21 protein-coding genes are annotated in these 24,465 nt (G+C 60.2%); 9 read left to right on the top strand and 12 right to left on the bottom strand.

The genetic code is table 11. The annotated features are described in order from the left end of the window. The first annotated feature begins 71 nt into the window (after positions 1-71). Complete coding sequence (locus tag CAF80_RS06980) at positions 72-2,267, top strand: OsmC domain/YcaO domain-containing protein (protein ID WP_085667040.1); 2,196 nt, start codon at positions 72-74, stop codon at positions 2,265-2,267. A 67-nt stretch (positions 2,268-2,334) separates the two neighbouring features. On the opposite strand, the gene CAF80_RS06975 is transcribed toward CAF80_RS06980, so the two are convergent. Then, positions 2,335-3,633: a carbohydrate porin gene (locus CAF80_RS06975; RefSeq protein ID WP_041475272.1), complete on the bottom strand. Its 1,299-nt coding sequence runs from the start codon at positions 3,631-3,633 to the stop codon at positions 2,335-2,337. A gap of 84 nt (positions 3,634-3,717) precedes the next feature. Next, entirely contained in the window at positions 3,718-6,123 is a 2,406-nt protein-coding gene (locus CAF80_RS06970; protein ID WP_074690597.1) for a glucose/quinate/shikimate family membrane-bound PQQ-dependent dehydrogenase, read from the bottom strand. A gap of 284 nt (positions 6,124-6,407) precedes the next feature. Between CAF80_RS06970 and CAF80_RS06960 the strand changes: the two genes are divergently transcribed. Then, positions 6,408-7,379 carry a LysR family transcriptional regulator gene (locus CAF80_RS06960; RefSeq protein WP_170844928.1) on the top strand — a complete coding sequence of 324 codons (972 nt, stop codon included), beginning with the start codon at positions 6,408-6,410 and terminating at the stop codon, positions 7,377-7,379. Between the two features lie 72 nt (positions 7,380-7,451). Here the strand turns inward: CAF80_RS06960 and CAF80_RS06955 are convergent, their stop codons facing one another. The 3 genes from CAF80_RS06955 to CAF80_RS06945 form a co-directional block, all read right to left on the bottom strand. Further along, positions 7,452-8,603 (bottom strand): L-dopachrome tautomerase-related protein, encoded by a 1,152-nt coding sequence (locus tag CAF80_RS06955; RefSeq protein ID WP_092163879.1) that lies wholly within the window; start codon positions 8,601-8,603, stop codon positions 7,452-7,454. 212 nt (positions 8,604-8,815) lie between these two features. Next, positions 8,816-9,580 carry an SDR family oxidoreductase gene (locus CAF80_RS06950; protein ID WP_011334128.1) on the bottom strand — a complete coding sequence of 255 codons (765 nt, stop codon included), beginning with the start codon at positions 9,578-9,580 and terminating at the stop codon, positions 8,816-8,818. Positions 9,581-9,603: 23 nt separating this feature from the next. Next, a complete protein-coding gene (locus tag CAF80_RS06945; protein WP_039768382.1) occupies positions 9,604-10,401 on the bottom strand; it encodes an SDR family oxidoreductase in 798 nt (265 codons plus the stop codon). A 105-nt stretch (positions 10,402-10,506) separates the two neighbouring features. On the opposite strand from CAF80_RS06945, the gene CAF80_RS06940 reads away from it, so the two are divergent. Next, complete coding sequence (locus tag CAF80_RS06940; protein ID WP_074690595.1) at positions 10,507-11,484, top strand: GlxA family transcriptional regulator; 978 nt, start codon at positions 10,507-10,509, stop codon at positions 11,482-11,484. A 20-nt stretch (positions 11,485-11,504) separates the two neighbouring features. On the opposite strand, the gene CAF80_RS06935 is transcribed toward CAF80_RS06940, so the two are convergent. The 4 genes from CAF80_RS06935 to CAF80_RS06920 all read right to left on the bottom strand — a co-directional run bounded on the left by CAF80_RS06935 (position 11,505) and on the right by CAF80_RS06920 (position 15,536). Beyond that, on the bottom strand, positions 11,505-12,527 hold the full coding sequence (locus CAF80_RS06935; protein ID WP_011334131.1) for a transketolase family protein: 1,023 nt from the start codon (positions 12,525-12,527) through the stop codon (positions 11,505-11,507). Then, positions 12,524-13,372, bottom strand: a complete 849-nt coding sequence (locus tag CAF80_RS06930) for a transketolase (protein ID WP_011334132.1) — start codon at positions 13,370-13,372, stop codon at positions 12,524-12,526. Before CAF80_RS06930 ends, CAF80_RS06935 begins: the two co-directional genes overlap by 4 nt. Before the next feature lie 18 nt (positions 13,373-13,390). Beyond that, the gene (locus tag CAF80_RS06925) at positions 13,391-14,689 is read right to left on the bottom strand and encodes an MFS transporter (protein ID WP_039768386.1); all 1,299 of its coding nucleotides are present in this window, start codon (positions 14,687-14,689) and stop codon (positions 13,391-13,393) included. Positions 14,690-14,786: 97 nt separating this feature from the next. Further along, positions 14,787-15,536, bottom strand: coding sequence for an SDR family NAD(P)-dependent oxidoreductase (locus CAF80_RS06920; protein WP_085667039.1), 750 nt, complete (start codon positions 15,534-15,536; stop codon positions 14,787-14,789). Between the two features lie 198 nt (positions 15,537-15,734). Here CAF80_RS06920 and CAF80_RS06915 point away from each other — a divergent pair, with 198 nt between their 5' ends. Then, entirely contained in the window at positions 15,735-16,649 is a 915-nt protein-coding gene (locus tag CAF80_RS06915) for a LysR substrate-binding domain-containing protein (RefSeq protein ID WP_011334135.1), read from the top strand. On the opposite strand, the gene CAF80_RS06910 is transcribed toward CAF80_RS06915, so the two are convergent. Next, positions 16,643-17,443 (bottom strand): DUF1206 domain-containing protein, encoded by an 801-nt coding sequence (locus tag CAF80_RS06910; protein WP_085667038.1) that lies wholly within the window; start codon positions 17,441-17,443, stop codon positions 16,643-16,645. The two genes, CAF80_RS06915 and CAF80_RS06910, sit on opposite strands and share 7 nt — an antisense overlap. Before the next feature lie 282 nt (positions 17,444-17,725). Between CAF80_RS06910 and CAF80_RS06905 the strand changes: the two genes are divergently transcribed. Both CAF80_RS06905 and CAF80_RS06900 read left to right on the top strand, forming a co-directional pair. Further along, positions 17,726-17,956, top strand: coding sequence for a hypothetical protein (locus CAF80_RS06905; RefSeq protein WP_011334137.1), 231 nt, complete (start codon positions 17,726-17,728; stop codon positions 17,954-17,956). A 93-nt stretch (positions 17,957-18,049) separates the two neighbouring features. After that, positions 18,050-18,901: a LysR family transcriptional regulator gene (locus CAF80_RS06900; protein WP_085667255.1), complete on the top strand. Its 852-nt coding sequence runs from the start codon at positions 18,050-18,052 to the stop codon at positions 18,899-18,901. Between the two features lie 6 nt (positions 18,902-18,907). Here CAF80_RS06900 and CAF80_RS06895 read toward each other — a convergent pair whose 3' ends face one another. Then, positions 18,908-20,362, bottom strand: a complete 1,455-nt coding sequence (locus tag CAF80_RS06895) for an MFS transporter (protein ID WP_085667037.1) — start codon at positions 20,360-20,362, stop codon at positions 18,908-18,910. A gap of 229 nt (positions 20,363-20,591) precedes the next feature. Between CAF80_RS06895 and CAF80_RS06890 the strand changes: the two genes are divergently transcribed. Continuing rightward, complete coding sequence (locus tag CAF80_RS06890) at positions 20,592-21,350, top strand: SDR family NAD(P)-dependent oxidoreductase (RefSeq protein ID WP_039768390.1); 759 nt, start codon at positions 20,592-20,594, stop codon at positions 21,348-21,350. A 60-nt stretch (positions 21,351-21,410) separates the two neighbouring features. Here CAF80_RS06890 and CAF80_RS06885 read toward each other — a convergent pair whose 3' ends face one another. Next, positions 21,411-22,325, bottom strand: coding sequence for a LysR family transcriptional regulator (locus CAF80_RS06885; protein WP_085667036.1), 915 nt, complete (start codon positions 22,323-22,325; stop codon positions 21,411-21,413). Positions 22,326-22,539: 214 nt separating this feature from the next. On the opposite strand from CAF80_RS06885, the gene CAF80_RS06880 reads away from it, so the two are divergent. Then, entirely contained in the window at positions 22,540-23,880 is a 1,341-nt protein-coding gene (locus CAF80_RS06880; protein WP_074690591.1) for a nucleobase:cation symporter-2 family protein, read from the top strand. Between the two features lie 30 nt (positions 23,881-23,910). Then, the gene (locus CAF80_RS06875; protein WP_039768393.1) at positions 23,911-24,420 is read left to right on the top strand and encodes a nucleoside deaminase; all 510 of its coding nucleotides are present in this window, start codon (positions 23,911-23,913) and stop codon (positions 24,418-24,420) included. The last annotated feature ends 45 nt before the right edge of the window (positions 24,421-24,465 follow it).

The following is a 24,465-nucleotide window of genomic DNA, read 5'->3' as shown; positions in this document are numbered from 1 at the left end:
GCACAAGACTTCACGCTCAAAAGCCGGATAATGGCGGCCAATTTGTTTAGCCCGCTATTCTGGTAACCCGCATGGAAATCAAGGTCAATTTTCTCGACAACCTCCGACTCGAAGCCAGGTTCGATGACTTCACGGTGGTGGCCGACCAACCGATCCGTTACAAGGGCGATGGCTCTGCACCGGGTCCGTTCGACTATTTCCTGGCGTCGTCGGCCTTGTGCGCGGCTTACTTCGTAAAGTTGTACTGCAGCACCCGCAACATCCCGACCGAAAACATTCGTCTGTCGCAGAACAACATTGTCGACCCGGAAAACCGCTACAACCAGATCTTCAAGATCCAGGTCGAGCTGCCGGCAGACATCTCGGAGAAGGATCGCCAGGGCATCCTGCGCTCGATTGACCGTTGCACGGTGAAGAAGGTGGTGCAGGCCGGGCCGGAGTTCGTGATCGAGGAAGTCGAGAACCTCGACGCGGATGCCCAGGCCCTGCTGATGCCGGCGTCCACCTCAGGCGCGGGCACCTGCATTGCCGGCAAGGACCTGCCGCTGGAACAGACCATCGCCAATATGTCGGGGATTCTCGCGGACCTGGGCATGAAGATCGAAATCGCTTCGTGGCGCAACATCGTGCCCAACGTCTGGTCGCTGCACATCCGCGATGCGCAGTCGCCGATGTGCTTCACCAACGGCAAGGGCGCGACCAAAGAGAGCGCGCTGGCCTCGGCGCTGGGCGAGTTCATCGAGCGGCTGAACTGCAACTTCTTCTACAACGATCAGTTCTGGGGCGAAGAGATCGCCAATGCCGAGTTCGTGCATTACCCGGACGAGCGCTGGTTCAAGCCTGGCGCCAAAGATGAGTTGCCTGCAGAAATCCTCGACGAATACTGCCTGGGCATCTACAACCGTGACGGCGAACTGCGCGGCTCACACCTGTACGACACCAACTCCGGCAACACCCAGCGCGGCATCTGCTCGCTGCCGTTCGTGCGTCAGTCCGACGGTGAAGTGGTGTATTTCCCGTCCAACCTGATCGAGAACCTGTTTCTCAGCAACGGCATGAGCGCCGGCAACACCCTGGCCGAAGCGCAGGTGCAGTGCCTGTCGGAAATCTTCGAGCGGGCGGTCAAACGCGAAATCCTCGAAGGCGAAATGGCCCTGCCGGATGTACCGCAAGAGGTGCTGGCGAAATACCCGGGCATCCTCGCCGGGATCCAGGCGCTGGAAGAGCAGGGCTTCCCGGTGCTGGTCAAGGACGCGTCGCTGGGCGGTGAATTCCCGGTGATGTGCGTGACGCTGATGAACCCGCGCACCGGCGGCGTGTTCGCCTCGTTCGGCGCGCACCCGAGCTTCGAAGTGGCGCTGGAACGCAGCCTTACCGAGTTGCTGCAGGGCCGCAGCTTCGAAGGCCTCAACGATCTGCCACAGCCGACCTTCTCGGGCCAGGCCGTGACCGAGCCGAACAACTTTGTGGAGCACTTCATCGATTCCAGCGGCGTGGTGTCGTGGCGCTTCTTCAGCGCCAAGGCCGACTTCGAATTCGTCGAGTGGGACTTCTCCGGCAATGGCGAAAACTCCAACGCCGAAGAGGCCGCAACGCTGTTCGGCGTCCTCGAAGACATGGGCAAGGAAGTCTACATGGCGGTCTACGAGCACATCGGCGCCAAGGCGTGCCGCATTCTGGTGCCGGACTATTCGGAGATCTATCCGGTAGAAGACCTGATCTGGGACAACACCAACAAAGCGCTGCAATTCCGTGCGGACATTCTCAACCTGCACAACCTGAGCAAAGTCGGCCTGCGCAACCTGGTCAAAGGCCTGGAACACAGCGAGCTGGACGATTACACCGACATCACCACGCTGATCGGCATCGAGTTCGACGACAACACGCCATGGGGCAAGTTGACCATTCTCGAACTGCGCCTGCTGATCTACCTCGCCTTGCAGAAGTACGAGCAGGCCAAGGATCTGGTCGAAGCCTTCCTGCAATACAACGACAACACCGTCGAGCGCGGCTTGTTCTATCAAGCGGTCAACGTCGTGCTGGAAATGGAGCTGGACGAGGATCTGCAGCTGGAAGACTACGAAGCCAACTTCCGCCGCATGTTCGGCGACGAGCGCATGGACGCGGCGATCGGCTCGGTCAATGGCAGCGTGCGCTTCTACGGTTTGACGCCGACCAGCATGAAACTGGAGGGGCTGGATCGGCATCTGCGCCTGATCGAGAGCTACAAGAAACTGCATGCAGCGCGGGCCAACTTCGCGGGTTGATTCGGTTGGCGGCACGTACAAAAAAAGCACCTTCGGGTGCTTTTTTTGTGGTCGGCAGATGATGGTGTCAGAGCGCGGCTTTCACCTGCAATCCAAACACCAACGCATTGTCGATGTCCTGGCCGGAGAACGCGCCTGGCTCAATGATGTATTGCACATTCGGGCGCAGCGTCAGCCAAGGCGTGGCCTGATAGCCGTAACCGAGTTCGATCAATTGTTCGGCGCTGTCCAGATTGGGGAACGCGGCGCCATTGGCCATGGCGGTGTCCTGCAGCACATCGCGGCTGCGCGGGTTCGGCACTGCGCGGCCGTAGCCCAGCGCCACGGTGTCACGCGGGCGGCCTTCGAAAGGCTTGTACAGAACCAGACCGGTGCCGTACCACTTGCTGAACGGCGAAGCTGCTTCGCTGGCCGCCGAGTATTGGCCGAAAGCGTGCAGGCTGCGACCTTCGGAGACATCCGAAGCCCACACGGCCTGGTCGATCAGGACGTAATGGCCGCCGCGCCCGGACACTTCCTTGTCACTGCCGATGCGTTTGACGTCGGAGCTGTCGTAGTAATACCCGAGCTTGTACTCGCCGGGCAGTTTGCCGGCCTGCTTGTAGACCAGCTCGATCGGCACCACGGTGCCGGTGGTGTGTTTCGGGCCCAAGTGCCAGGCACGGCTGGAATTGCCGTTACTTTCCGGATCGACATTGAACGCGGCCACGCGCAGTTGCCAGGCCGGGGAGAGGTCGTATTTCACCCGCACACCCAGGTGGGCGTTGGGGTAGTTGGTCCAGCCACTGCCACCGGACATGTTCAGCGGATGGCCGCAGAAACCGGCGTTCATGAAGTTGCAGAGAATGCCGCTGTCGAGGCCGCCGAGGTCGTTGCCCATGGCCATGTAGCCGAGTTTGACGTTCAGTGCCGGGGTGAACAGGCTGCGCTCGTAGCTCAGCTCGGTCAGGCGGGTGTAGAGGCCGCCGTAGTTTTCCTGGATCGGCAGACGGTTGCCGACCAGATCTTCGGAGGCACTGTTGCCGCGTCGATCGTTGATGGTCAGCTGAATCTTGCCGGCGTTATCGACGCCGTACAGTTTGCTCAGGTCGAACTGCGCACCGAGCTTGATGTTCTGCGAGTAACGCGCCGAGCGATGCAGGCCGCCGTCGGCGTTGTAGGCGGTTTCGCCGGTGTAATCACCGGTGAACTTGATGCCGTCTTCGTCGAACTGGTGGCGCAGGCCGCCCCAGTCGCCGGTCAGGGTGCTGCGGGTAAATACGTTCGAATCGGTATCGGCAAGGGCGGGCAGGGCAGCGCCGCAGGTGAGACCGAACAGCATGCCGGTGAAAACCCCGGCGTGAGAAAAGCGAACAGCCAATGACATTGCGCAAATCCAGAGCGAAGGACATGAAACAACGCGGCACCCGAAGGTGCCGCGCACAAGTGAAACGAAGGCGAACGCGACGGTTTACGGCAGGGCGTAAGCCATCACGTAGTCACCGCGATCAGTCGACTGGCGAGCGCCACCGGCGGTGATGACCACGTATTGCTTGCCGGTTTTCGGCGACACATAGGTCATCGGGCCACCCTGACTGCCGACCGGCAGACGCGCTTTCCAGATTTCTTCACCATTGGCGCTGTTGAAGGCGCGCAGGTAGAAGTCCTGGGTGCCGGCGATGAAGATCAGGCCGCCCTGGGTCGACAGCGTGCCGCCGAGGGTTGGCAGACCGATCTTGATCGGCAGGTGCATGCGGATGCCCAAGGGACCGGTGTCTTCAACGGTGCCGACCGGCACTTGCCAGGCGACTTTCTGGGTTTTCATGTCGATGGCGGTCAGCGTACCGAACGGCGGGGCCTGGCACGGAATGCCGGCGACCGACAGGAAGCGGTTTTTGTTCACGGCGTAAGGCGTGCCCTTGAGCGGCACGGCACCCATGCCGGTGTTCAGCGCTTCGCCACCGGAAGAGGCCTGAGCCTTGTTCTGCGACGGGATCATCTGAATCCACAGGCCCAGACGCATGTCGTTGACGAAGATGAAACCGTGCACCGGGTCAGTGGAAATGCTGCCCCAGTTCATGCCGCCCAGCGAACCCGGGAAACTCAGGGATTTGTCAGTGCCCGGCGCGGTGTACAAGCCGTCGTAACGCATCGACTTGAAATCGATCCGGCACAGCAGCTGGTCGTACGGGGTGGCGCCCCACATGTCCGATTCAGTCAAGTGCTGGGCACCGATTTGCGGCATGCCCACGGATTTCGGCTGGGTCGGCGAGTACGGCTCGTTGGGGATATTGGCGGCCTTGACCGGCACTTCCTTTACGTCGGTCAACGGTTTGCCAGTGGCGCGGTCGAGCACGTAAATCTGCCCGGCCTTGGTGCCGATGACCACCGCCGGCACGGTTTTACCGTCCTTGGTGAAGTCGATGAGGCTTGGCTGCATCGGCAGATCGAAGTCCCAGAGGTCGTTGTGCACAGTCTGGAATACCCACTTTTCTTCGCCGCTGTTGGCGTCCAGCGCCAGGACGGAGGCACCGTAGGTGTGATCGAGTTTGCTGCGCTCGACACCATAGATGTCAGTGGAAGAACTGCCCATCGGCAGGAATACGGTGTTGGTCGCCGGGTCGTAGGACATCGGGGCCCAGCTGTTCGGCGTGCTGCGAACATAGGTTTTGCCATCGGCCGGTGCCTGTTTATCCTGCGGGTTGCCCGGGTCGAACGCCCAGCGCATGGCACCGGTCATGACGTCGAAACCACGGATCACGCCGCCCGGCATGTCGGTTTGCACGTTGTCGGCCACACGACCGCCAACCACCACGGTGGTGCCGGCCATCAGCGGCGCCGAGGACAGTTGATAGTAGCTGTCCGGCACATCACCCAGACCGGCCTTCAGATCCACTTGGCCGTTGTTGCCGAAACCCCGGCAGAACTCGCCGGTGTCGGCATCGACTGCGATCAGGCGGGCGTCGATGGTGTTGGTGAGCAAGCGACGCGTGCAGTTGGCGACCGGAGCGGTCGGGGTTTCGCTCACTGGCGAGCTGGCCGGTTTGGCGATGGCGGTGCTGGCGTCGAAATACGCCATTCCTCGGCAACGCTGCCAGACTTTGGACTGAGCGTTGATCGCGTTTTTCCAGAGTTCTTTACCGGTGTCGGCATCCAGTGCGATCAGGTTGTTGTGCGGGGTGCAGATGAAGACTTTATTGCCGATCTGCAGCGGGGTCAGCTGGTCTTCGGCGCCGTTGCCATCGCTCTCGGCGATGTCGCCGGTGTGGTAGGTCCACGCCACTTTCAACTTGTCGACGTTGCTGCGGTTGATCTGGTCCAGCGCGGCGAAGCGGCTGCCGCCTTCGGTATTGCCGTAGTGGGCCCAGTCTTTCTGCGCTTTTTCCGGCTCGACCGGCGTCAGGCCCGGACCGGTGCCGGTAGGGGCGACGGTCGGGTGCGCGACGAACATGTTGCCGGCAGCCACGGCCAGTCCAACGGCCAGAACAGCCGCAACGCCGTAAGCACCGCGACCTGCAACGTCGCCATTGGCGCGTTTGAGCAGCGGATAGACCAGCGCGACCACCAGACCCACCGCGCTGAACATGAACAGGCGCGAGAACACCGGCCAGAACACCAGCCCTGCATCGATCACGGCCCAGATGGCGGTCCCAACCAGAAACGCCGCGAACAGCCAGGCACCGGCAGGCTTGCGCCGCGCGATCAGCAGACCGGAAACGGCCATCACCAGACCACCCACCAGGAAGTACCAGGAGCCTCCCAGGCTGACCAATTTCACACCGCCAGCGGCCAGTGCCAGGCCGAGCAGGGCGATGATCACGCCCAGCCCGACCAGAATGAATGTTGATATGCCCGAGAGGCGTTGACTCTGCTTCACGTTGAATGTCCCGTTGAAATGAGGCGTGCATTATATAGTTAGGTAACTACCTAGTTAAATCACTAAATCAGCATGAAGTGTAGTTTGCTGCTCAGCGAAGCGTCGGATCGGGGGACGGTTTGCGCCTGTAAGGCTGCAAGCGATATTGAAATGCGGTTGAAAGTCGCTTTTCTGTCAGGGGAAGTGGGATTTGTGACAGACATGGTTCGCGCAGTGATCACGCCGGTGCCTGGGCTGATTAGACTAATGGCTAACAGCGCCGGCGCCTGAGCGACGGCTGGGCAATGATCATTTTTCCCATTACGCTGAAAAACTTCGTCCGCACCCTACAGAATTTCGTGATCGTGAAGAAAATAGTCCGCGTAGATGACCTTCAGGTATTCGTCACCACGGCTGCGGCCGGCAGTTTCTCCGCCGCCGCCCGATTGCTCGACATTTCTCCAGCCTTGGCCAGCGGAGCGGTTCAGCGTCTTGAAGGCAGTCTTGGAGCACGGTTGTTCGTTCGCTCGACCCGGCGCTTGAGATTATCGGACGATGGCGAACGCTACCTTTCCCATGCCCGGCAGGCACTCGAAGCGCTCGAAAATGGCGAGATCGCACTAAGTGAAGGTCGCGATGAAATCGCTGGCACGATTCGCTTGTCCATACCGTCGGATATCGGCCGAAACGTGCTGTTGCGATGGCTCGACGAGTTTCAGCAACTGCATCCGAAGGTGCTGTTGCAGTTACGGGTCAGCGATCAGATTGCCGACCTGGTCGGCGAACAACTGGATGCCGGTATCCGTTATGGTTTGCTGGCCGATTCCAGCCTCGTCTCTCTGGCCCTGGCGCCGTCGAACAGAAGAACGGTCTGCGCCTCGCCGGACTATCTGGCCCGCCACGGCCAGCCAGCCACACCTGAAGAATTGGGCAACCATAACTGCCTTCGGTTTGTGATGGGCGAGCAGACCTACGAACGCTGGAGCTTTCATTCGGCGGACGGTGTCAGGACCGTTCAGGTGACGGGCGACCGGGTCAGTGATGATGCCGATATCGTCCGGCGCTGGGCGGTTGCCGGTTTCGGAATCGTCTACAGGTCGAAAATCGATGTGCTGGATGACTTGCGCAGCGGTCGACTGGTGGAGCTTTTCCCGGCAGACGTCGGGCAGCCGGCACCGCTCCAACTCGTCTGCCCCCATCGCACCTCGCTCACACCTGCCGTGCAGGCATTGAGGGCTTTCCTGGCGCAACGCTTCGAACGTTACGTAGCTCATTGAGAACCTGACGAGGCTGCAGGTGCCGCGTCAGGTTCAGGCCTTTGAGCCATACCTCATTGCTCTGACGTTTCTTTAGTACGTCGCTGCAGGCCTGGCGCCGATCTTGACGCGCATCAGGCTGTACGGTTTGACGCGTTTGTCCTGTCCGTCATTAAAACCTGCCGAGCGATGCAGCTGGTTGGCGGTGAAATACAAATAGCCGTCCGGGCCGATCGACAACGTATCGGGCCAAAGCACTCGTGAGTCTTCGACCAGCGTCTGCCAGCGACCGTCCGGCAGGCGTTTGCGAATCGCGTTGTGCTCGTAGTCACCGGCGTACACGGCACCGTCGGCATCGGCTTCAAGACCGTCGGAAGCACCTTTTTCACCGAGGTCGACGACGGCTTTTTCCAGTTCGGCATCGCTCACACCCGGATCACGCAACAGGGCAGTCGGCACGGCGTACAGATGCCTGCTCGATAACGGGCAGAAGTAAAGCGTCTTGCCATCACTGGACAGGGCAATACCGTCAGACGCCACCGTCAACAGGCCGGTTTTGCCTTGAGCATCGCGCGTCACCAGTGCGGGCTTGCCTTCAACCTTCGGGATAAAGGACGGGTCGGCCGAGGTGGATTGGGCACCAGTCAGTTTGCGGCTTGCCTGGCCACTCGCCAGATCGACCACGATGATGCCGCCAGGGCCGCTGACCGAAGAGTCGGTAATGTAGGCGGTCCCTTCCTTGCCTGTACGGAAGTCAAAGCGCACGTCATTGACATAGGTGGTCGGCAGGATGACGTCGTCAGGGAACACAATCGTTTTTGTGATTTTGTCGGAGGCCAGGTCGATCGCCACCAGCTTGGCTCCGCCCGCCTGAGGCGCGGAAAACTTCGGTGCGGCCGTGTCGAGCACCCAGACGCGGCCTTTGCCGTCGGCAACCACACTTTGCACGCTGATGAATCCCTTGGCCGGGTTCCGCGGATCCGCGACATTGGTTTTCAGATCAGGGTAGGGCACAAGCTGACCGTTGGAAATTTCCGCAACGGTGTAGGGCACGTCATCGCCCCAGCGGGGGAAGTTCACGAAGATACGGCCGGTTTCGGTCACCGTCACGCCTGTCGGCATGGCCCCGTTGAACGCGTAAACACGTTCGATGGCGGCGCCTTTGCCCGTATCACTTTGCGCTACGACCACGCCGCTTACGGATACCGCAAAGGCCAGGCCTGCGATTTTAAATAATCTGTTCATGTTCAAGTCCTTGAGCGCCAGTGATATGAGGAGCCTTCAAGCACGAGTCGCGATAAATCAGTGAGCGCGAGAAGGCAGTGACAGGCTATGCACGAAGACCTTCTCCAGACAGAAGCAGATCGCAGGAAGACTTTCCGCATTTTGCGGAAAATACAAAACGGCCAGCCTTCCATCAGGGAGGGCTGGCAGCCTTGACGACAGATGGCTTCAACTCAGGCGACCGGAATCGGGTTCTCCTCCAGTGCCTGGTTGAACTGATTGATCAGCGCATGCTCATTAATGCCTTGGTTGGCTCGCAACGGGACGACCCGATCCACCAACACTTCCGTGGTCGCCGTTTCGAGTTTTTCCAGGGTTTCCCGAATGAATTCGTCGAGCGGCATGGCGCGTTCATCGCCGCTTTTGTGAATCAGGTCGGTGTCGACCCATGGCGGCGCGATCTCCAGCACTTTTACGCGGGTGTCGCGCAGGGTGAAGCGTTGCGACAGCGAGTAGGAGTGAATGGCCGCCTTCGTCGCCGAGTACAACGCTGTCGCAGCCAGTGGCAGATAGGCCAGCACGGAGCTGTTGTTGATGATGAAGGCTTCGGGTTGACGCTTGAGGTGCTCGACGAATGCGGCGCTGACACGCACCGGGCCGAGCAGGTTGGTTTGCAAAAGACTCACCGCCTGTTCGTCGTCGTAATCACCCGAGGCTGGATTATCGAACGGCATGATCCCGGCGTTATTGATGATCACGTTCAGCGAGGGGTGGCGGCGTATGACTTCCTGGGCGACATCCTTGATTTGCTGCGGGTCATTGATGTCCAGCTGGACCGTGTCGATACCGGGATTGGCCCGGGCGATCTCATCCAGCAGGGCCTGTCGACGGCCCGCGATGATGACCTGATTGCCGCGCTGGTGAAATGCCTCGGCCAAAGCGCGGCCAATGCCGGAGGTGCCGCCGGTGATGAAGATCGTGTTAGCGCTGAGTTTCATGATTCATATCCTTTTGATAGCGATCAGTTGGCGTTGTAGCGCGGTGCGAGCCGGTTGCTCGAGAGCTCGGAGAACAAGGCCTGGCGGCTGGCTTCGTAACGCTCGTAACCTTGCAGGTCGTGCATCGAGGGGATGGAGATCAGCACGCCGTTGTCGAAATCCTGCAGGGCGCCGGCAACCAGGTCCTGGGCCGACATCACGATGCCCGGATCCAGATGTTCGACAGGCAATCCACCGATTTGCCAGAAGTCCGTCGCGGTTGCGCCGGGCAGGACGGCCTGAATCCGGATGCCTTTATCCGAGAGTTCCTTGTGCAGGGACTGGGTGAACGCGGTGACGTAGGCCTTACTGCCGCCGTACACGCCGTTGAGCAACTCCGGCGCCAGGCTGACGATCGAGGAAATATTGATCACGGCGCCTCGTTCGCGGGCGACAAAACCTGGAATCGCGGCGTAGGTCAGGCGGGTGAGGGCGGTGACGTTCAGCGTGATCATCTCGGCCATTCGCTCTACATCACTCTCCAGCAGGCCGGTATGGGTGCCGATGCCGGCATTGTTGACCAGCAAAGTGATGCTGGCGTCCTCACGCAACTTGCGTTCTACCTTGGCGAGGTCCTCGGGGCGGCCAAGATCGGCCTGCAACACTTCGATGTTCTGCCGGGTTTCGCTGGTCAGGCGGCTGGCCAGTGCGTTCAGACGTTCGCGGTTGCGCGCCACCAGCACCAGGTCGTAACCCCGGCGGGCAAGGTGTTCGGCGTAAATCGAGCCGATGCCGGTGGACGCGCCGGTGATGAGTGCAGTGCCTTTGTATTGTTGCGACATGATCAAGCTCCGTGGGTTGGGTGTGGAGCCATGATGAAGGAGGTGGTGGATGTCTTAAACGACGTATATGGTAGTGTTTAAAGACATTCAAAAAGGAGTTCAGTCATGCATCGCGTCGGCTATCTGATTACCGAAGGTTTTCAGGTGATGTCCCTGGCAACCCAGGCTGTATTCGAGTTCGCCAACATCGTTGCGGGGGAAGAGATCTACAAGGTCCAGAACTTCTCGATCGGTGGTGGGACCGTGCGTTCTTCGTTGGGCATGTACATCGACACGCTCCCTCTGGGCGCCCCGGGATTGGCCGACACGTGGATGATTACCGGTACGCTGACCCCGTTGAATCCACCAGATGAAGAAGTGTTGGCCAGTGTGCGCGCCTTCGTCGATGGAGCCCGACGCACAGCAGGTCTGTGCACCGGCTCGTTCGTTCTGGCGCAGGCTGGGGTTCTGGACGATCGAAGGGCGACCACCCACTGGGCCTATGCGAACAAGCTCCGTGAGCTGCATCCAAAAATCGAGGTCGAGGAAGACCGGATCTTCATCGTCGACGGTCCCGTCTGGACGTCGGCAGGCATGACAGCCGCGCTGGACATGGCGCTGGGCATGGTGGAAAAGGATCTGGGCACCGACATGGCCAGGTCGGTGGCGCACAAACTGGTCATGCATCAACGGCGTTCGGGTGGGCAATCCCAGCATTCGGAACTGCTTACGCTTGCTCCAAAGTCGGACCGTATTCAAAGTGCGCTGGAGTATGCGCGCACGCACCTGGACCGCCCGCTCAGCGTGGAGGAACTTGCCGACGTCGTGCACTTGAGCCCAAGACAATTCACCCGGGTGTTTACTGCCGAGACAGGCCAGTCACCGGCCAAGGCTGTTGAAAGCCTGCGTCTGGAGGCCGCTCGCGTGATGATCGAGCAAAGTCGTCACAGTCTGGACCGCGTGGCGAAGGAAACGGGGTTTCGAGACCGTCGCCACATGCGCGAAGTATTCATGCGAGGGTTTGGCGTTCCGCCGCAGGCGGTTCGAAGGGATGCCAGGCGGATCGGCCAGGAGAATCCATCTGATCGGGCCGCTCATCCGTAAGCGCCCCGATCAGCCAGCAATCAAAGCCAGGACTTGATTTGCGCGCAGACGGCGTCGGTGGAAATGCCATAGCGATCATGCAGTGTCGGCAGTGCGCCGGCGTCGAGGAACGCGTCAGGCAACGCGATCTGCCTGAACGTCGGCGTCACTCCGTTGCGCAGCAGTACCCCGGCAACCGCTTCACCCAGTCCGCCAATAATCGAGCTGTTTTCTGCGGTAACCACCAGCCGGCCAGACTTGCGGGCCTCGGCGAGAATGGTCTGTTCATCCAGCGGTTTGATCGTCGGCACATGCAGCACCGCAACATCGACGCCATCGGTCTGCAGCGCCTTGGCGGCCTCCAATGCGCGCATGGTCATCAATCCGGTCGAGATGATCAGGACATCGTTGCCGGTGCGCAGGGTCTTGGCCTTGCCGATCTCGAATTGATAGCCGTACTCATCCAGTACCAGCGGCACGTTGCCGCGCAGCAGCCGCATGTAGACCGGCCCCTGATGCGCGGCAATGGCGGGCACGGCCTGTTCGATTTCCAAGGCATCACAAGGGTCGACGATCATCAGGTTGGGCATCGCCCGAAAGATCGCCAGGTCATCGGTGGCCTGGTGGCTGGGGCCGTAACCGGTGGTGAGGCCGGGCAATCCGCAAACGATTTTGACGTTGAGGTTTTCCTCGGCAATGGCCATGCAGATGAAGTCATAGGCGCGACGCGAGGCGAACACCGCATACGTGGTCGCGAACGGCACGAATCCTTCGCGGGCCATGCCTGCGGCCGCACTCATGAGCAACTGTTCGGCCATGCCCATCTGATAGAAACGATCCGGGTGGGCCTTGGCGAAAATGTGCAGGTCGGTGTACTTGGACAGGTCAGCGGAGAGGCCGACGATGTCCGGACGCTGATCCGCCAGTGCAGCCAATGCATGGCCAAAAGGTGCTGAGCGGGTGGCTTGGCCTTCAGAGGCAATCGAGGCAATCATCGCCGAGGTGGTCAGGCGCTTCTTGATCGGTTCGCCAGTCGAGGTCGGTGTGTTGGCGGCGTTGCTCATTGGTTTTTTCCTTCTTCAAGCGTGGTCAGTGCCAGATCCCATTCGTGTTCGTCCACACGGATGAAATGGGTCTTTTCGCGGTTTTCGAGGAAGGGCACACCTTTGCCCATGGTGGTGTCGCAGATGATCACCCGTGGCTGAGTGCCGGGGTGGTGGCGGGCGGCATCGAAGGCTTCGACCAGTGCGTCCAGGTCGTTGCCGTCGACGCGCTGGGTGAACCAGCCAAACGCTTTCCAGCGATCCACGATGGGTTCGAACGACAGGATCTCGCTGGAATGGCCGTCCGCTTGCTGATTGTTGACGTCGACGATGGCGATCAGGTTGTCGAGCTTCCAGTGCGAGGCCGACATCACGGCTTCCCAGGTCGAGCCTTCGTTCAGCTCGCCGTCCGACAGCAGGTTGTAGACGAACGATGTCGAGCCCTTGCGCTTGAGGCCCAGGCAGGCGCCGACCGCGATGCCCAGCCCCTGACCCAGCGAGCCACCGGTGATTTCCATGCCCGGCGTGTAGGCGGCCATGCCCGACATCGGCAATCGGCTGTCATCCGAGCCGTAGGTTTCAAGCTCATCGAGCGGGATGATCTCGGCTTCGATCAGCGCCGCGTACAGCGCAATCGCATAGTGACCGATCGACAGATAGAAACGATCACGCGGCTCCCACGCCGGGTCTTCGGGACGATAACTCAGCGCATGGAAGTAGGCGACCGCGAGCAGGTCCGCCGCACCGAGGGCCTGGCCGACATAGCCCTGGCCTTGCACCTGGCCCATGCGCAAGGCATGGCGGCGGATGTTGTGGGCGCGCTCGGCCAGCGTCTGGGGTGTTGTGAATGAAAGGTTGGCAGTCATGGTGAATTCTCCTGTGAATCAACGATTGACCAAGGCAGCGGGAATGCGCAGGACCAGCGAGGCGCCGACCAGCAGCACGCCGGTGATCAGATACATGCCGATAGCGCTGGAGCCAGTGAGGGTGGTTATCCAGCCAATCAGGTAGGGCGAGCAGAAGCCGGCAAGGTTGGCGAAGCTGTTGACGGCGGCGATGCCTGCCGCAGCGGAGACACCACCAAGCAGCGTGGTGGGGAGCATCCAGAACAGCGAGGTCGCGGACAGGATGCCGGAAGCCGCCAGGCACAGACTGAGAATGGACAGCATCACATTGCCTCCCATCAGCGCCGCGAGGGTCAGGCCGATGGCCCCGGCGATCATCGGCACGATCAGGTGCCAGCGGCGTTCGCGATGTTTGTCGCCACTGCGTCCGACCAGCAACATGGCGGCGATGGCACAGAGGTACGGCAGGCTGGTCAGCAAGCCGATTTTCATCGGATCGGAGACCCCGGCATTACGCACAAGGGTCGGCAGCCAGAAGGTAATTGCGTACTGTCCCATCACCACACAGAAATAGATCCCCGCGAGCAGCCAGAGGCGACGGTCACGAATGAATTCGCCCACGGACGCATGCGTCACTTTCTGCTGGTCATCCTCCGCCAGCTCACGGGTGATCAGGGCTTTTTCGTCGTCGTTGAGCCAACTGGCCTGATGCACGCCATCCTTGAGATAGCTGAGCACCAACAGTCCGACAACCACCGTAGGCACAGCCTCCAGCACAAACATCCATTGCCAGCCGGCCCAGCCGTGCATACCGGCGAAGTGGTTCATGATCCAGCCGGAGAGCGGGCCGCCGACCATGCCCGACAGCGGGATAGCGATGAACCACAACACCGTCATGCGCGCACGCCGGTAGGACGGAAACCAGTAGGTGAGGTACAGCAGCAGCCCCGGCGCCAGGCCGGCTTCGGCAATGCCCAGCAGAAAGCGCAGGGCGTAGAACTGCCAGGCGGTTTCGACGAAGGCGAAGAGGGCGGAGACAATGCCCCAGGTGATCATGATGCGCGCGATCCAGACTCGCGCGCCGACCTTGTGCAGGATGATGTTGCTGGGCACTTCGCAGAGAAAGTAGCCGATGAAGAACATGCCCGCGCCCAGCCCGTAGACTGTTTCGCTGAGCGCCAGATCGTTCATCATTTGCAGTTTGGCAAAGCCGACGTTGACGCGATCGAGGTAGGCGCACAGGTAGCACAGCATCAGGAACGGCATCAGGCGCCAGGCGGTTTTACGGTAGGCGTTGGAACGCACCGCCGAAACGGCTTCGAGCGACAGGGTAGTCATGATGGTCTGATCTCTTGTTTTTATTGACCGCCGGGCAAGTCTGCCCGGCCGTATCATCGATCCAGAACCGCACGGGCCGCGAGGCCCGCCACGTGTGTCAGTGAATCAGCATGCCGCCGTTCACATCCAGGGTGATGCCAGTCAGATAGGAGGACAAGTCGCTGGCCAGGAACAGCGCCGCATTGGCCACATCCTGCGCCTCGCCCAGGCGACCCAACGGAATGCCGTCGATGATCGCGTGGCGGCGCTCGTCCTGCATCAGGCCGCCAGTAATGTCGGTGTGAATCAGGCCGGGGGCGATGGAGTTGACGCGCACGTTGTCCGGCCCCAGCTCACGCGCCATGGCCTTGGCCAGGCCCAGCACACCGGCCTTGGCGGCGCTGTAATGAGGCCCGCCAAAAATGCCGCCGCCGCGCTGCGCGGAAACCGAAGACATGCACACAATGCTGCCGCTGGCTTGCTGGCGCATGAGCGGAATTACCGCCTGGGACATCTGCAACGTACCGCGCAGGCTCACGTCCAGCACCTTGTCGTAATCACCGGGGCGGATATCGAGGGTCTTGAGGGGTTGGGTGATGCCGGCATTGTTGACCAGTATGTCGATCCGGCCGAAGTGTTCGATGATGGTGGCGACAGCCTGCTGCACCTGGGACTCGTCGGCGACGTTGGCAGCCAGGCCGAGATGACCCTCGCCCAAAGAGGCAGCGGCATCGCGGGCAGCGGATGCGTCCAGATCCAGAATCACCACCCGGGCGCCATGTTGAGCGAAGGTCGTAGCTGTCGCGCGGCCGATACCACGTGCGGAGGCAGCACCTGTGATGATCGCGACTTTGCCTTGAAGAAGCATGGGAGAAAACCTCTGATTGTTGTTATTGAGTCGGTCCGTGCAGAACCGATGACTCAGCTTGTCTCCCGCAACGACCCTGAGCAATAACGCAAACTTCACTGGATGCTGAAAAAAATTCAGCACTCGCCAACATGCGGTTGCGGTGTTTGAATAGTCGAACGCCCGGCCTCAGCCACTTGCAGCGGAACAACCCACATCATGAGTTCATCTGGCGAAGCACCGCCAATCCTGCCACCCCTGAAAGCCATTCAGGCCTTTGAGCAAACTGCGCGCTTTGGCAACGTCGCGCGTGCGGCCGAAGTGTTGGACCTGACGCCCTCGGCAGTCAGTCACCAACTGGCCAAACTCGAGGCGATGATCGGGCGGCAGTTGTTCCTCAGAACGGCCAGGGGAGTGACGTTGACGCCCGTGGGCGAGCAATACCTGTCCGAGATATCCGGCATCCTGCACAGCCTGGCGGTGGCAACAGAGCGCGCGACCAGTGATGTCAGCCTCGACTGTCTGCGATTGCATTCATCACCCAGCTTCGGCCTGTTGTGGCTGATGCCGCGCCTGGAACAGTTTCGCGAGAGCCATCCCGACATTCAGCTCAATCTCTCATGCTCCTATGAATCGCTGCACTTCAGTCGGGACAAGATCGACGTGGACATCCGCCACGGCATGCCGAACTGGCCAAGTTTCGAAGTGCGTACGCTGCGCAACGAAAAAATCGCAGTTCTCGCATCACCCAAGCTTCTGGAAAAACGTCCCATCCGCGCGGTCGCCGACTTGCTGGACTGCAACCTGATCCTGTCGGAAGCGACGCTGATCAAGTGGCCGCAACTGTTTGCTCAACACGGGCTGTCGCGCCCTGAAAGCCCCTACACCTTGAGCTTTGACCGCTCCTACATGACCCTCGAGGCCGCCAGCCACGGGCTTGGATTTGCATTGGAAAGCACGCTGCTGGCGCAGGACTACCTGGCGCGCGGCGAGTTGGTCGAAGTCATTCCCGGGTTGAGCGCCCCGATCACCGCACACCACCTGGTTTTTCCGAAGGCGCATGCGGGGTTTCCACGGGTGAGGCGTTTTCTGGAATGGATGCAGCGTGAGTTGGGGCATGACTTCAGTTACTGAAGCACATCCATATTGATCTTGCGCCAACACGCTTCCGAGAAACTGTAAACCGAGAAGGCAATCAGCCCCAGGGCCATTACCATCAAAAGAAGCCATCCCGCGGGCAGATTCTGCAGCGCGTCCAGCGCTTCCTTCATGCCAGGCGGGTCCATGGCTTGATAAGCGGAACCGCTGACGGCCAGCAGCAAAGCAATCTCCATAAACACGACGCCGCGTGCGATCAGACCGAAGCGAGACACCGGACGGACATAGCGCATGACCTCTTCGTCGGCCTCAAAATACTTCTCGAACGAGGCCTTCCATCCCTTGATGATGTGAGCAACGCCAACCCCCAGCGGAATGAGCGCAATCAGGTACAACAATAGATTCGAGTGTTCCCAAGACAAAAGATGCGCCAGCCAGTCTTTGGTCTGCTCTGCGGAATGGCTCGAACGGCGGCTACCGCTCACAAGCAGTCCCAATGCAAAAAACGCCAGAGCACCGTTGACCAGACCTCCTGCAAACAGGCCTGCACGAATCACCAGCCCTTTGAGCTGCGTGCCGTGATGATCGACATCGCGTATCGCTTGCAGGACACGCCAGGCTGCAAACGCAAGCAGACCCGCCACCACAAGGCCCACCAGAAAATAGCCGAACGGCTGGCTCAGCAAGGCTTCCAGACTCTTGTGACTGTCCTTGGGTTTTGTCGAATCATGGGCTGCCAATAGCGCGAATATGCCGATGATCAAATAAAGCACTCCGCGAGCGGCGTATCCGCCCCGAGCGAGTATGACGAGACTGCGTTGCGCGGACATTGGATAGATTTCCGAGGTGTATTAAGAGAGCAGACCCTTGTTGCTGAAAGGGGTTCTGTTACAAATCGGAGTCCGGACGTTTACCCGGAGTGCGATGGATGAAGGGGACGAGCTGCCGTTGCGAGCCGGACGATCCTGACCCATCATTCAGATTCATATTGATGCCGTGGTGAAAATGGACAAGCAACTGGCTGGTTACTCGATTGTATTGACCATCATCTGGGTTTCAGCGGTTATCGCGGTCATGTACTGGATGTCTAATTGAACGTATTGGGTGGCGATGTGGAAGGCGTGGTGTTGGGCGACAAGATTCAGCGAGAAGCGGACCGGCTGCTGGCGCAGATTGTCCGGGCAGACTCGATGATCATTGCTGTCAAGGCAGGGGCGCGGGCGGATGGTTTCGTGCTGGGACTGGAAACCGGCGGGGCTTTGCGTGCCGGCGATGCCGAGAGGCTGTACATCATTTTCGAAGCCGCGCTGGTGGAGCGCTTGAAGTCATTGTCGCGAGGCTGATCAGATCAGCTGATTGAATCGATATTCATGAACAGCCATCTACTTGAACTATAAGCTGATCACTCAATGTTCATTTTTGTACGGGGCGAGGGCATGGACTGGAGTGACATGCGGATCTTCCTGGCGATTGCCCGCAACGGCTCGCTGGGCGGAGCCGCCAGGGAGTTGGGGGTCAGTCACCCAACGGTCGGACGGCGCTTGCAGGTGCTTGAACAAACCAGTGGGCAAGCCTTTTTCCTGCGGACCGCTCAAGGGCTGGTGCTCACGGACAGTGGCGAGAGGATTCTCGGTCTGGCGCAGGACATGGAACACAGCGCGTTGGCCATCGAGCGGCGTCTGGCGGGGCATGGTGATCAGCCTGAAGGCCTGTTGCGGATATCCTCAGCCGACTGGTTCGCCTGTCATGTTTTGTCGCCGGTTCTCAGCGAACTGGTGCACCGCTACCCGTTGATCGTTCCCGAAGTCATCGCCGGGCATCGACTGTTCGACCTTGCCCGCCGGGATGCCGACATCGCTTTCCGGATCGTGCCTTTCACCGAACCCGACATAGTGCACCGCAAGCTGACAACTCTGTCGTACGGCCTATACGCGGCTTTGCATGCCCCGGCGCCGCAGCCGGACGGCGAGGGGCTTGGCCTGATCCTGATGAACATCGCCCAGGCCCATTACCCGGACGTGCAATGGCTGCAGCAACGCTATCCGCTGGCCCGCACCGTGTTCACCAGCAGCAGCCGTACGGTTCAGGCACAGATGTGCGCGAAGGGGCTGGGTGTTGCGGTGTTGCCCCGCGTCCTAGGCGACTCCGTGCCGGGACTGCGACTGCTGGATGAGCACGAGCCACCGCCAGGGCGGGACATCTGGATGGGGTATCACCAGGACATGCGCCAGATGGACCGGCTGCGCGCACTGGCTGACCTTGCCTCCAGCATGATCGGTGCGGGGTAGCGCGCCTCAGGTCGGGCGTACAGCCGAGGCTTGCGCTACCGTCGCTGGCTCGCGCGCTAACGTCAGGCTTATCGCTGCCCCTACGGCCAGGCAAACGGCGATGCACAGAACAGCGATCGTGAACGCATGAGTGATGCTGACCGCCGTCGCCGGTTCTCCGAGCAAGGTATAAAACACACCGCCAATCAGTGCGACGCTCAGCGATGTGCTGATCTGCAGCGTTGCGCTGGTAATGCCTGCGATCATCCCGGCATACGCCGGCGCTACCCGGCCCGTGACCATGCGCATCAACGTCGGCAGGCCCAGCCCCTGTCCCAGACCGATCAGGAACAGGATGACCGTCAAGGAAGTGAAGGGCGGGGCGAGGGTAGTCGGTGTCACTGACACGAGCCAGCCCAGCCATAGTAACCCGACCACTTCCAGCCCCATGCCTAGCGGATTCACGTAGCCCCCGAGGACGCGCCTGAGGAGCGGAACCGACAGGGGACCGAGCAGAAATCCCGCGCCAAACGGCAGAAAGATCAGGCCGGCATGCAGTGCGCTCATATGCAATGCGCTTTGCATGTACATCGAAAACATCAGAAAAAACACACCGATTGAATAGAAGCAAAGCGCGACCAGAAGCGCTCGCCCCAGGCCCGGTGCATTCAGTACGGCCGGGGCGAGGATGGGAGTTCCTCCGGCCCGGTGCAAACAGCTCTCGTAGCGCCAGAACACTACCGCCAGCACGGGGCTGGCGGCCAGCGACAGCCATGCCCACCACGGCCATCCTGCCTCGCGGCCTTCAATCAAAGGCACGACCAAAGTGGTCAAGGTCAGCATCGACAACGCGGTGCCCACCAGATCCAGCTTGCTCGCGTGCTGCGCACGGGTTTCTTTGAGCACACGGATGCCAAACGCAATCACCAGCAACGCGATCGGCAGGTTGACCAGGAAGATCGCGCGCCATCCCATGCCCAACACGTCGACCTCAATCAAAAAGCCGCCCAGTGCCTGACCGATCACAGACGCCAGTCCAAATACGGCCCCGTAAATGCTCAATGCCAATGGTCTTTCCGACACTGGGAAAATCGCCTGCACCGATGCAAGTGCCTGAGGGGCCATGACGGCGGCGGTCACACCCTGCAAGGCGCGTCCGAGGATGAGGATCCACGGCGAAACCGCCAGGCCGCACATCAGCGACGCGGCGGCGAAACCCAACAGGCCAAGGAAAAACATCCGCCCGCGGCCGTACAGATCGCCGAGTCGTCCGCCGGTAATCAGCGTCACGGCATAGAGCGTTGCATAGGAGGAAATCACCAACTGCTCGGCAGAGGAGGCTGTCCCCAGATCCTCTTGTATCGAGGGGAGGGCGACGTTGACGATAAAAAAATCCAGGGGCGGCAGAAACGCTCCGACGAGCAATATGGCAAACATCAACCAGCGCCGGGGTTCGGGCACTTCCATTTCGATTCGAGACATGACAGGCATCCTGTAGGAAAACTCAGGTTTGACGACGACTGAAGGGCAAGGCTTCGCGCCTGCCCGGGTCAGGTCGCCGGGTCCCAATTTAGGGAATCGCTCCTGCGTTTTCGCCTTACAAAACTGCACGGCCAACGTTCATTCCTGTCAGTGCCGCGCCGCTTCGATGACGCTCACCATGGGCAGGTCGTTTCAGACATTCCCTTCATCAACGACCGAGGAGTCAGACATGTCAGGTAAATTCAGTGATCAGGTTGCCGTCGTGACCGGCGGTTCCACAGGGATCGGGTTTTCCATCGCGCAAGCCTTGATCGCCGAGGGCGCCGAACGCGTTTACATCACTGGACGGGCAGCGGACAGGCTGGAGGCGGCAGTTGCCAGACTCGGCGACAAAGCTGTCGCGGTGGTTTCCGATGTCTCGCGTCAGGCTGATCTCGACGCGCTCAAAGCGACAATCCAAACGCGCGACGATCGGCTGGACGCAGTGTTCGCAAATGCCGGGATCTGTGAGAAAAATCCGCTCGGAGTGACCAGCGAGGCTGCTTACTACGCCATGTTCGACGTGAACGTGAAAGGCGTTTTCTTCAGCGTTCAAACGCTTCTTCCGTTGATGAAAGACGCTTCGTCCATCGTCTTGACTGCCTCAATCTGCTCCAGCAACGGCATGGAAGGATTGAGTCTGTACAACGCGTCGAAGGCGGCGGTCCGATCGTTTGCACGCACGTGGGCCAATGAGCTCAAGGACCGCAAAATCCGCGCAAACGTGTTGAGCCCTGGCTTCACCCGCACACCGCTGATGGACAACGGGCTGAAAATGAGCGAGAGCGACATCGCCGCGCTGCGCCAGCACGTCGAGCAAATCACGCCTCTGGGCTATATGGCACAACCAGAAGAAATAGCCAGCGCGGCACTGTTTCTCGCCTCGGACGACGCCAGATACGTGAACGGCGTGGAGCTGATGGTCGATGGTGGTTTATCGCAAATCTGAAGGAGGGGATTGGTAAAGCTTCGGGCAGGCGTAAGGCGACTTGTTCCATCTGCATTGACCTCAAAGCGTGGTGGTCTGCCCGTTGCGATCCAGTTCATACACCTTGTTGCCCTGCAACTTCTCCTTCAGCCATCGCTCCGCCTTACCCAGCGGCCGCTGCCGCGCCCAGAGCAAATCCACACCAATCTGCCAGTCCGTATGCGGATACGCCGAGAGCTGCAGTTCCACCAGCTCACCCTTGGCCAGTTCACGCTGAATGAGCTGGCGGGGCAGGGTGGCCCAGCCGAGTCCGGCGCGGACCATTTCCAATAACGCCAGATAACTTTCCGCCTGCCACAGCTGGGTCGAACGCAGGTATTCGCTGCTCGGCAGTTTGCTCGCGTGGGCGCTGAAGGCCAGGCGGCGATGGACGTGCAGATCCTCGAACGTGACGTTATCGAGTTGCGCCAATGGGTGCCGGGGATGGCAGACGTGCAGCATGATCAGTTTGCCCAGCTGCTGGAACGCCAGCTCCTTGGGGTAGCCGGGCTGTGAGAACGCCACACCGAGCACCGCTTCGCCGCTGCTGACCAGTTCACTGACGTCGCCATGGACCGGATGACGAATGATCAGGTCGACAAAGGGGAAGGCTGCTTCGAAGGCTTTGAGCACCGGCATGATCGCGCCGTACGGCGTTTCAATGGCCAGTGTCAGGCTGGGCTCTACGTTTTCCGACAGACAATCGGCGTGGGCTTCGAAGGTCATGCAGCGTTCAAGCACGGCTTCGGCCTGCACCAGCAATTTGTGGCCGCTGGCGGTGAGGGCAGGGCTGCGGTTGCTGCGGTCGAACAGGTCGACGCCAAGGTCGGTTTCGAGGTTGGCAATCGCTGCGCTGATGGTCGATTGGGTCTTGCCCAGTTTGCGCCCGGCGGCGGAAAACGATCCGCTTTTGACCACTTGGACGAACATCAACAGTTGATCGAGTGAGAAGCGCAAGCATTGAACTCCCGGTTCGAAAATGAAGGTTTGGAGCGGCTAACGGATGCCAGATCCGTGCCATCGGAAAAAGCGATGGTTGCTAATTTGTTTCATCGCAATAAACGTTCAAATATGGCCCCGCTTCAAACGATCTCCGGGGCGGATGCACCTTTCAAACGCCTTGGGCATGCCCGCAATCTCAACAGATGCCGCACCTTCAGGAGCGTGTGAAATGACCACACAACGCATTCATCCGGTGGACGAGGTTTTGCCACTGCGCCAGTTGTTCACGTTTGGCTTGCAGCATGTTCTGGTGATGTACGCGGGAGCGGTGGCGGTGCCGCTGATTCTTGGCAGCGAGATGGGGCTGACCTCGGCGCAAGTCGTGTTGCTGATCAACGCCAACCTGTTGACCTCTGGTGTGGCGACGCTGATTCAAACCCTCGGTTTCTGGAAGTTCGGCGCCCGCCTGCCGCTGATTCAGGGCTGCTCGTTCATTGCCTTGGCGCCGATGATCATGATCGGCAGGGAGTTCGGTCTCAGCCAGATTTTCGGTGCGGTGATCGCGGCGGGTTTTATCACCGTTGCGCTGGCACCGGTGTTCAGCCGCTTGCTGCGGTTTTTTCCGCCGGTGGTGATTGGCAGTCTGATCACCATTATCGGCATCTCGCTGATGCCGGCAGCGGCGATCTGGCTGGGCGGTGGCAATCCCGATTCGGCAGATTTTGGCAATCCCGCCAACCTGTTGCTGGGTTTGGCCACGGTCAGTGTGACCCTGGTGATCTACGCCAGATTCAAGGGCTTCATCGGCAACCTCAGCGTACTGATTGGCCTGTTTGTCGGCAGCCTGATCGCAGCGGTTTGCGGCATGACTCACTTCAATCGGGTCAGCGAAGCGGCGTGGTTTGAGCTAAGTGCGCCGATGGCATTCGGCGCGCCGGAATTCGCGCCGGTGCCGATTCTGATCATGACCCTGGCGATGCTGGTCATCATGGCCGAGACCACCGGCAACTGTCTGGCGATCGGCAAATTGACCGGCAAACCGACCACGCAACAGACCCTCGGCAACGCATTCCGCGCCGATGGCTTGTCGACCATGCTCGGTGGCTTGTTCAACAGCTTTCCTTACAACGCCTTTACTCAGAACACCGGCTTGATTGCGCTCTCCAACGTTAAAAGCCGCTTCGTTGTGGCCGCTGCCGGGGCAATCATGGTGCTGATGGGCCTGTTCCCGAAACTCGGCGCGTTGATCGCCGCAGTGCCGACGCCGGTGCTCGGTGGCTGCGCGATTGTGATGTTCGGCATGACCACGGTGGCGGGGATTCAGGAACTGTCACGGGTGCAATTCGAGGGCACGCGCAACGGCATTATCGTCGCCGTGTCAGTGAGTGTCGGGGTGCTGCCGATGTCCTTTCCGACGCTGTTCGAACACGTCGGCCCGACCCTGAAACTGGTGCTCGACAGCGGGATTTTCCTCGGAGCGATCACCGCCATCGTCCTCAACGTTCTGCTCAACGATGAAAAAAAATCGACCGAAACCATCGGCGCTACATCGGCTGAACTGGCCGACTGACTTTTGTATTCCACTGCCCAGGAGTTACCCATGAATCAATTTGCTCAACTCATCCCGGCCGGCGTCAGCGCGCTTGATCTGACGTTACTGCGCCAGACCATTGCCTTGTCCGAGGCATCGAAGCAACGCGGTCGCCATCCGTTCGCGGCATTGGTGGCCGACCGCAACGGCAAGGTGATTGTCGAAGCGGGGAACAACTCGATGCCCCCGGAAGGTGATCCAACGCAGCACGCCGAGTTGGTGGCAGCGGCGGCAGCGGCAAAACTGCTGTCGCCGCAGGAATTGGAACTGTGCACGCTGTACACCAGCGCCGAGCCATGCTGCATGTGCGCCGGCGCGGTGTATTGGACGGGGATCGGGCGTGTGGTCTATGCCTTGTCGGAGCATGCCTTGCTGGGGTTGACGGGGGACCATCCGGAAAATCCGACGTTCTCGCTGCCGTGCCGCGAGGTGTTCGCCAAGGGGCAGCGCAAGGTCAGCGTCTTGGGGCCGATGCTGGAGGGAGAGGCGGCTGAACCGCACAGGGGGTTTTGGTCCTAACAGGTTTTGAAACGAAGCTTGAGCGGTGTGAGGTCGCGCACTCGC

This window comes from Pseudomonas sp. B34(2017), from assembly GCF_002112915.1.
Lineage (GTDB): Bacteria > Pseudomonadota > Gammaproteobacteria > Pseudomonadales > Pseudomonadaceae > Aquipseudomonas > Aquipseudomonas pharyngis.
This window is presented reverse-complemented; position numbering and strand designations above follow the sequence as displayed.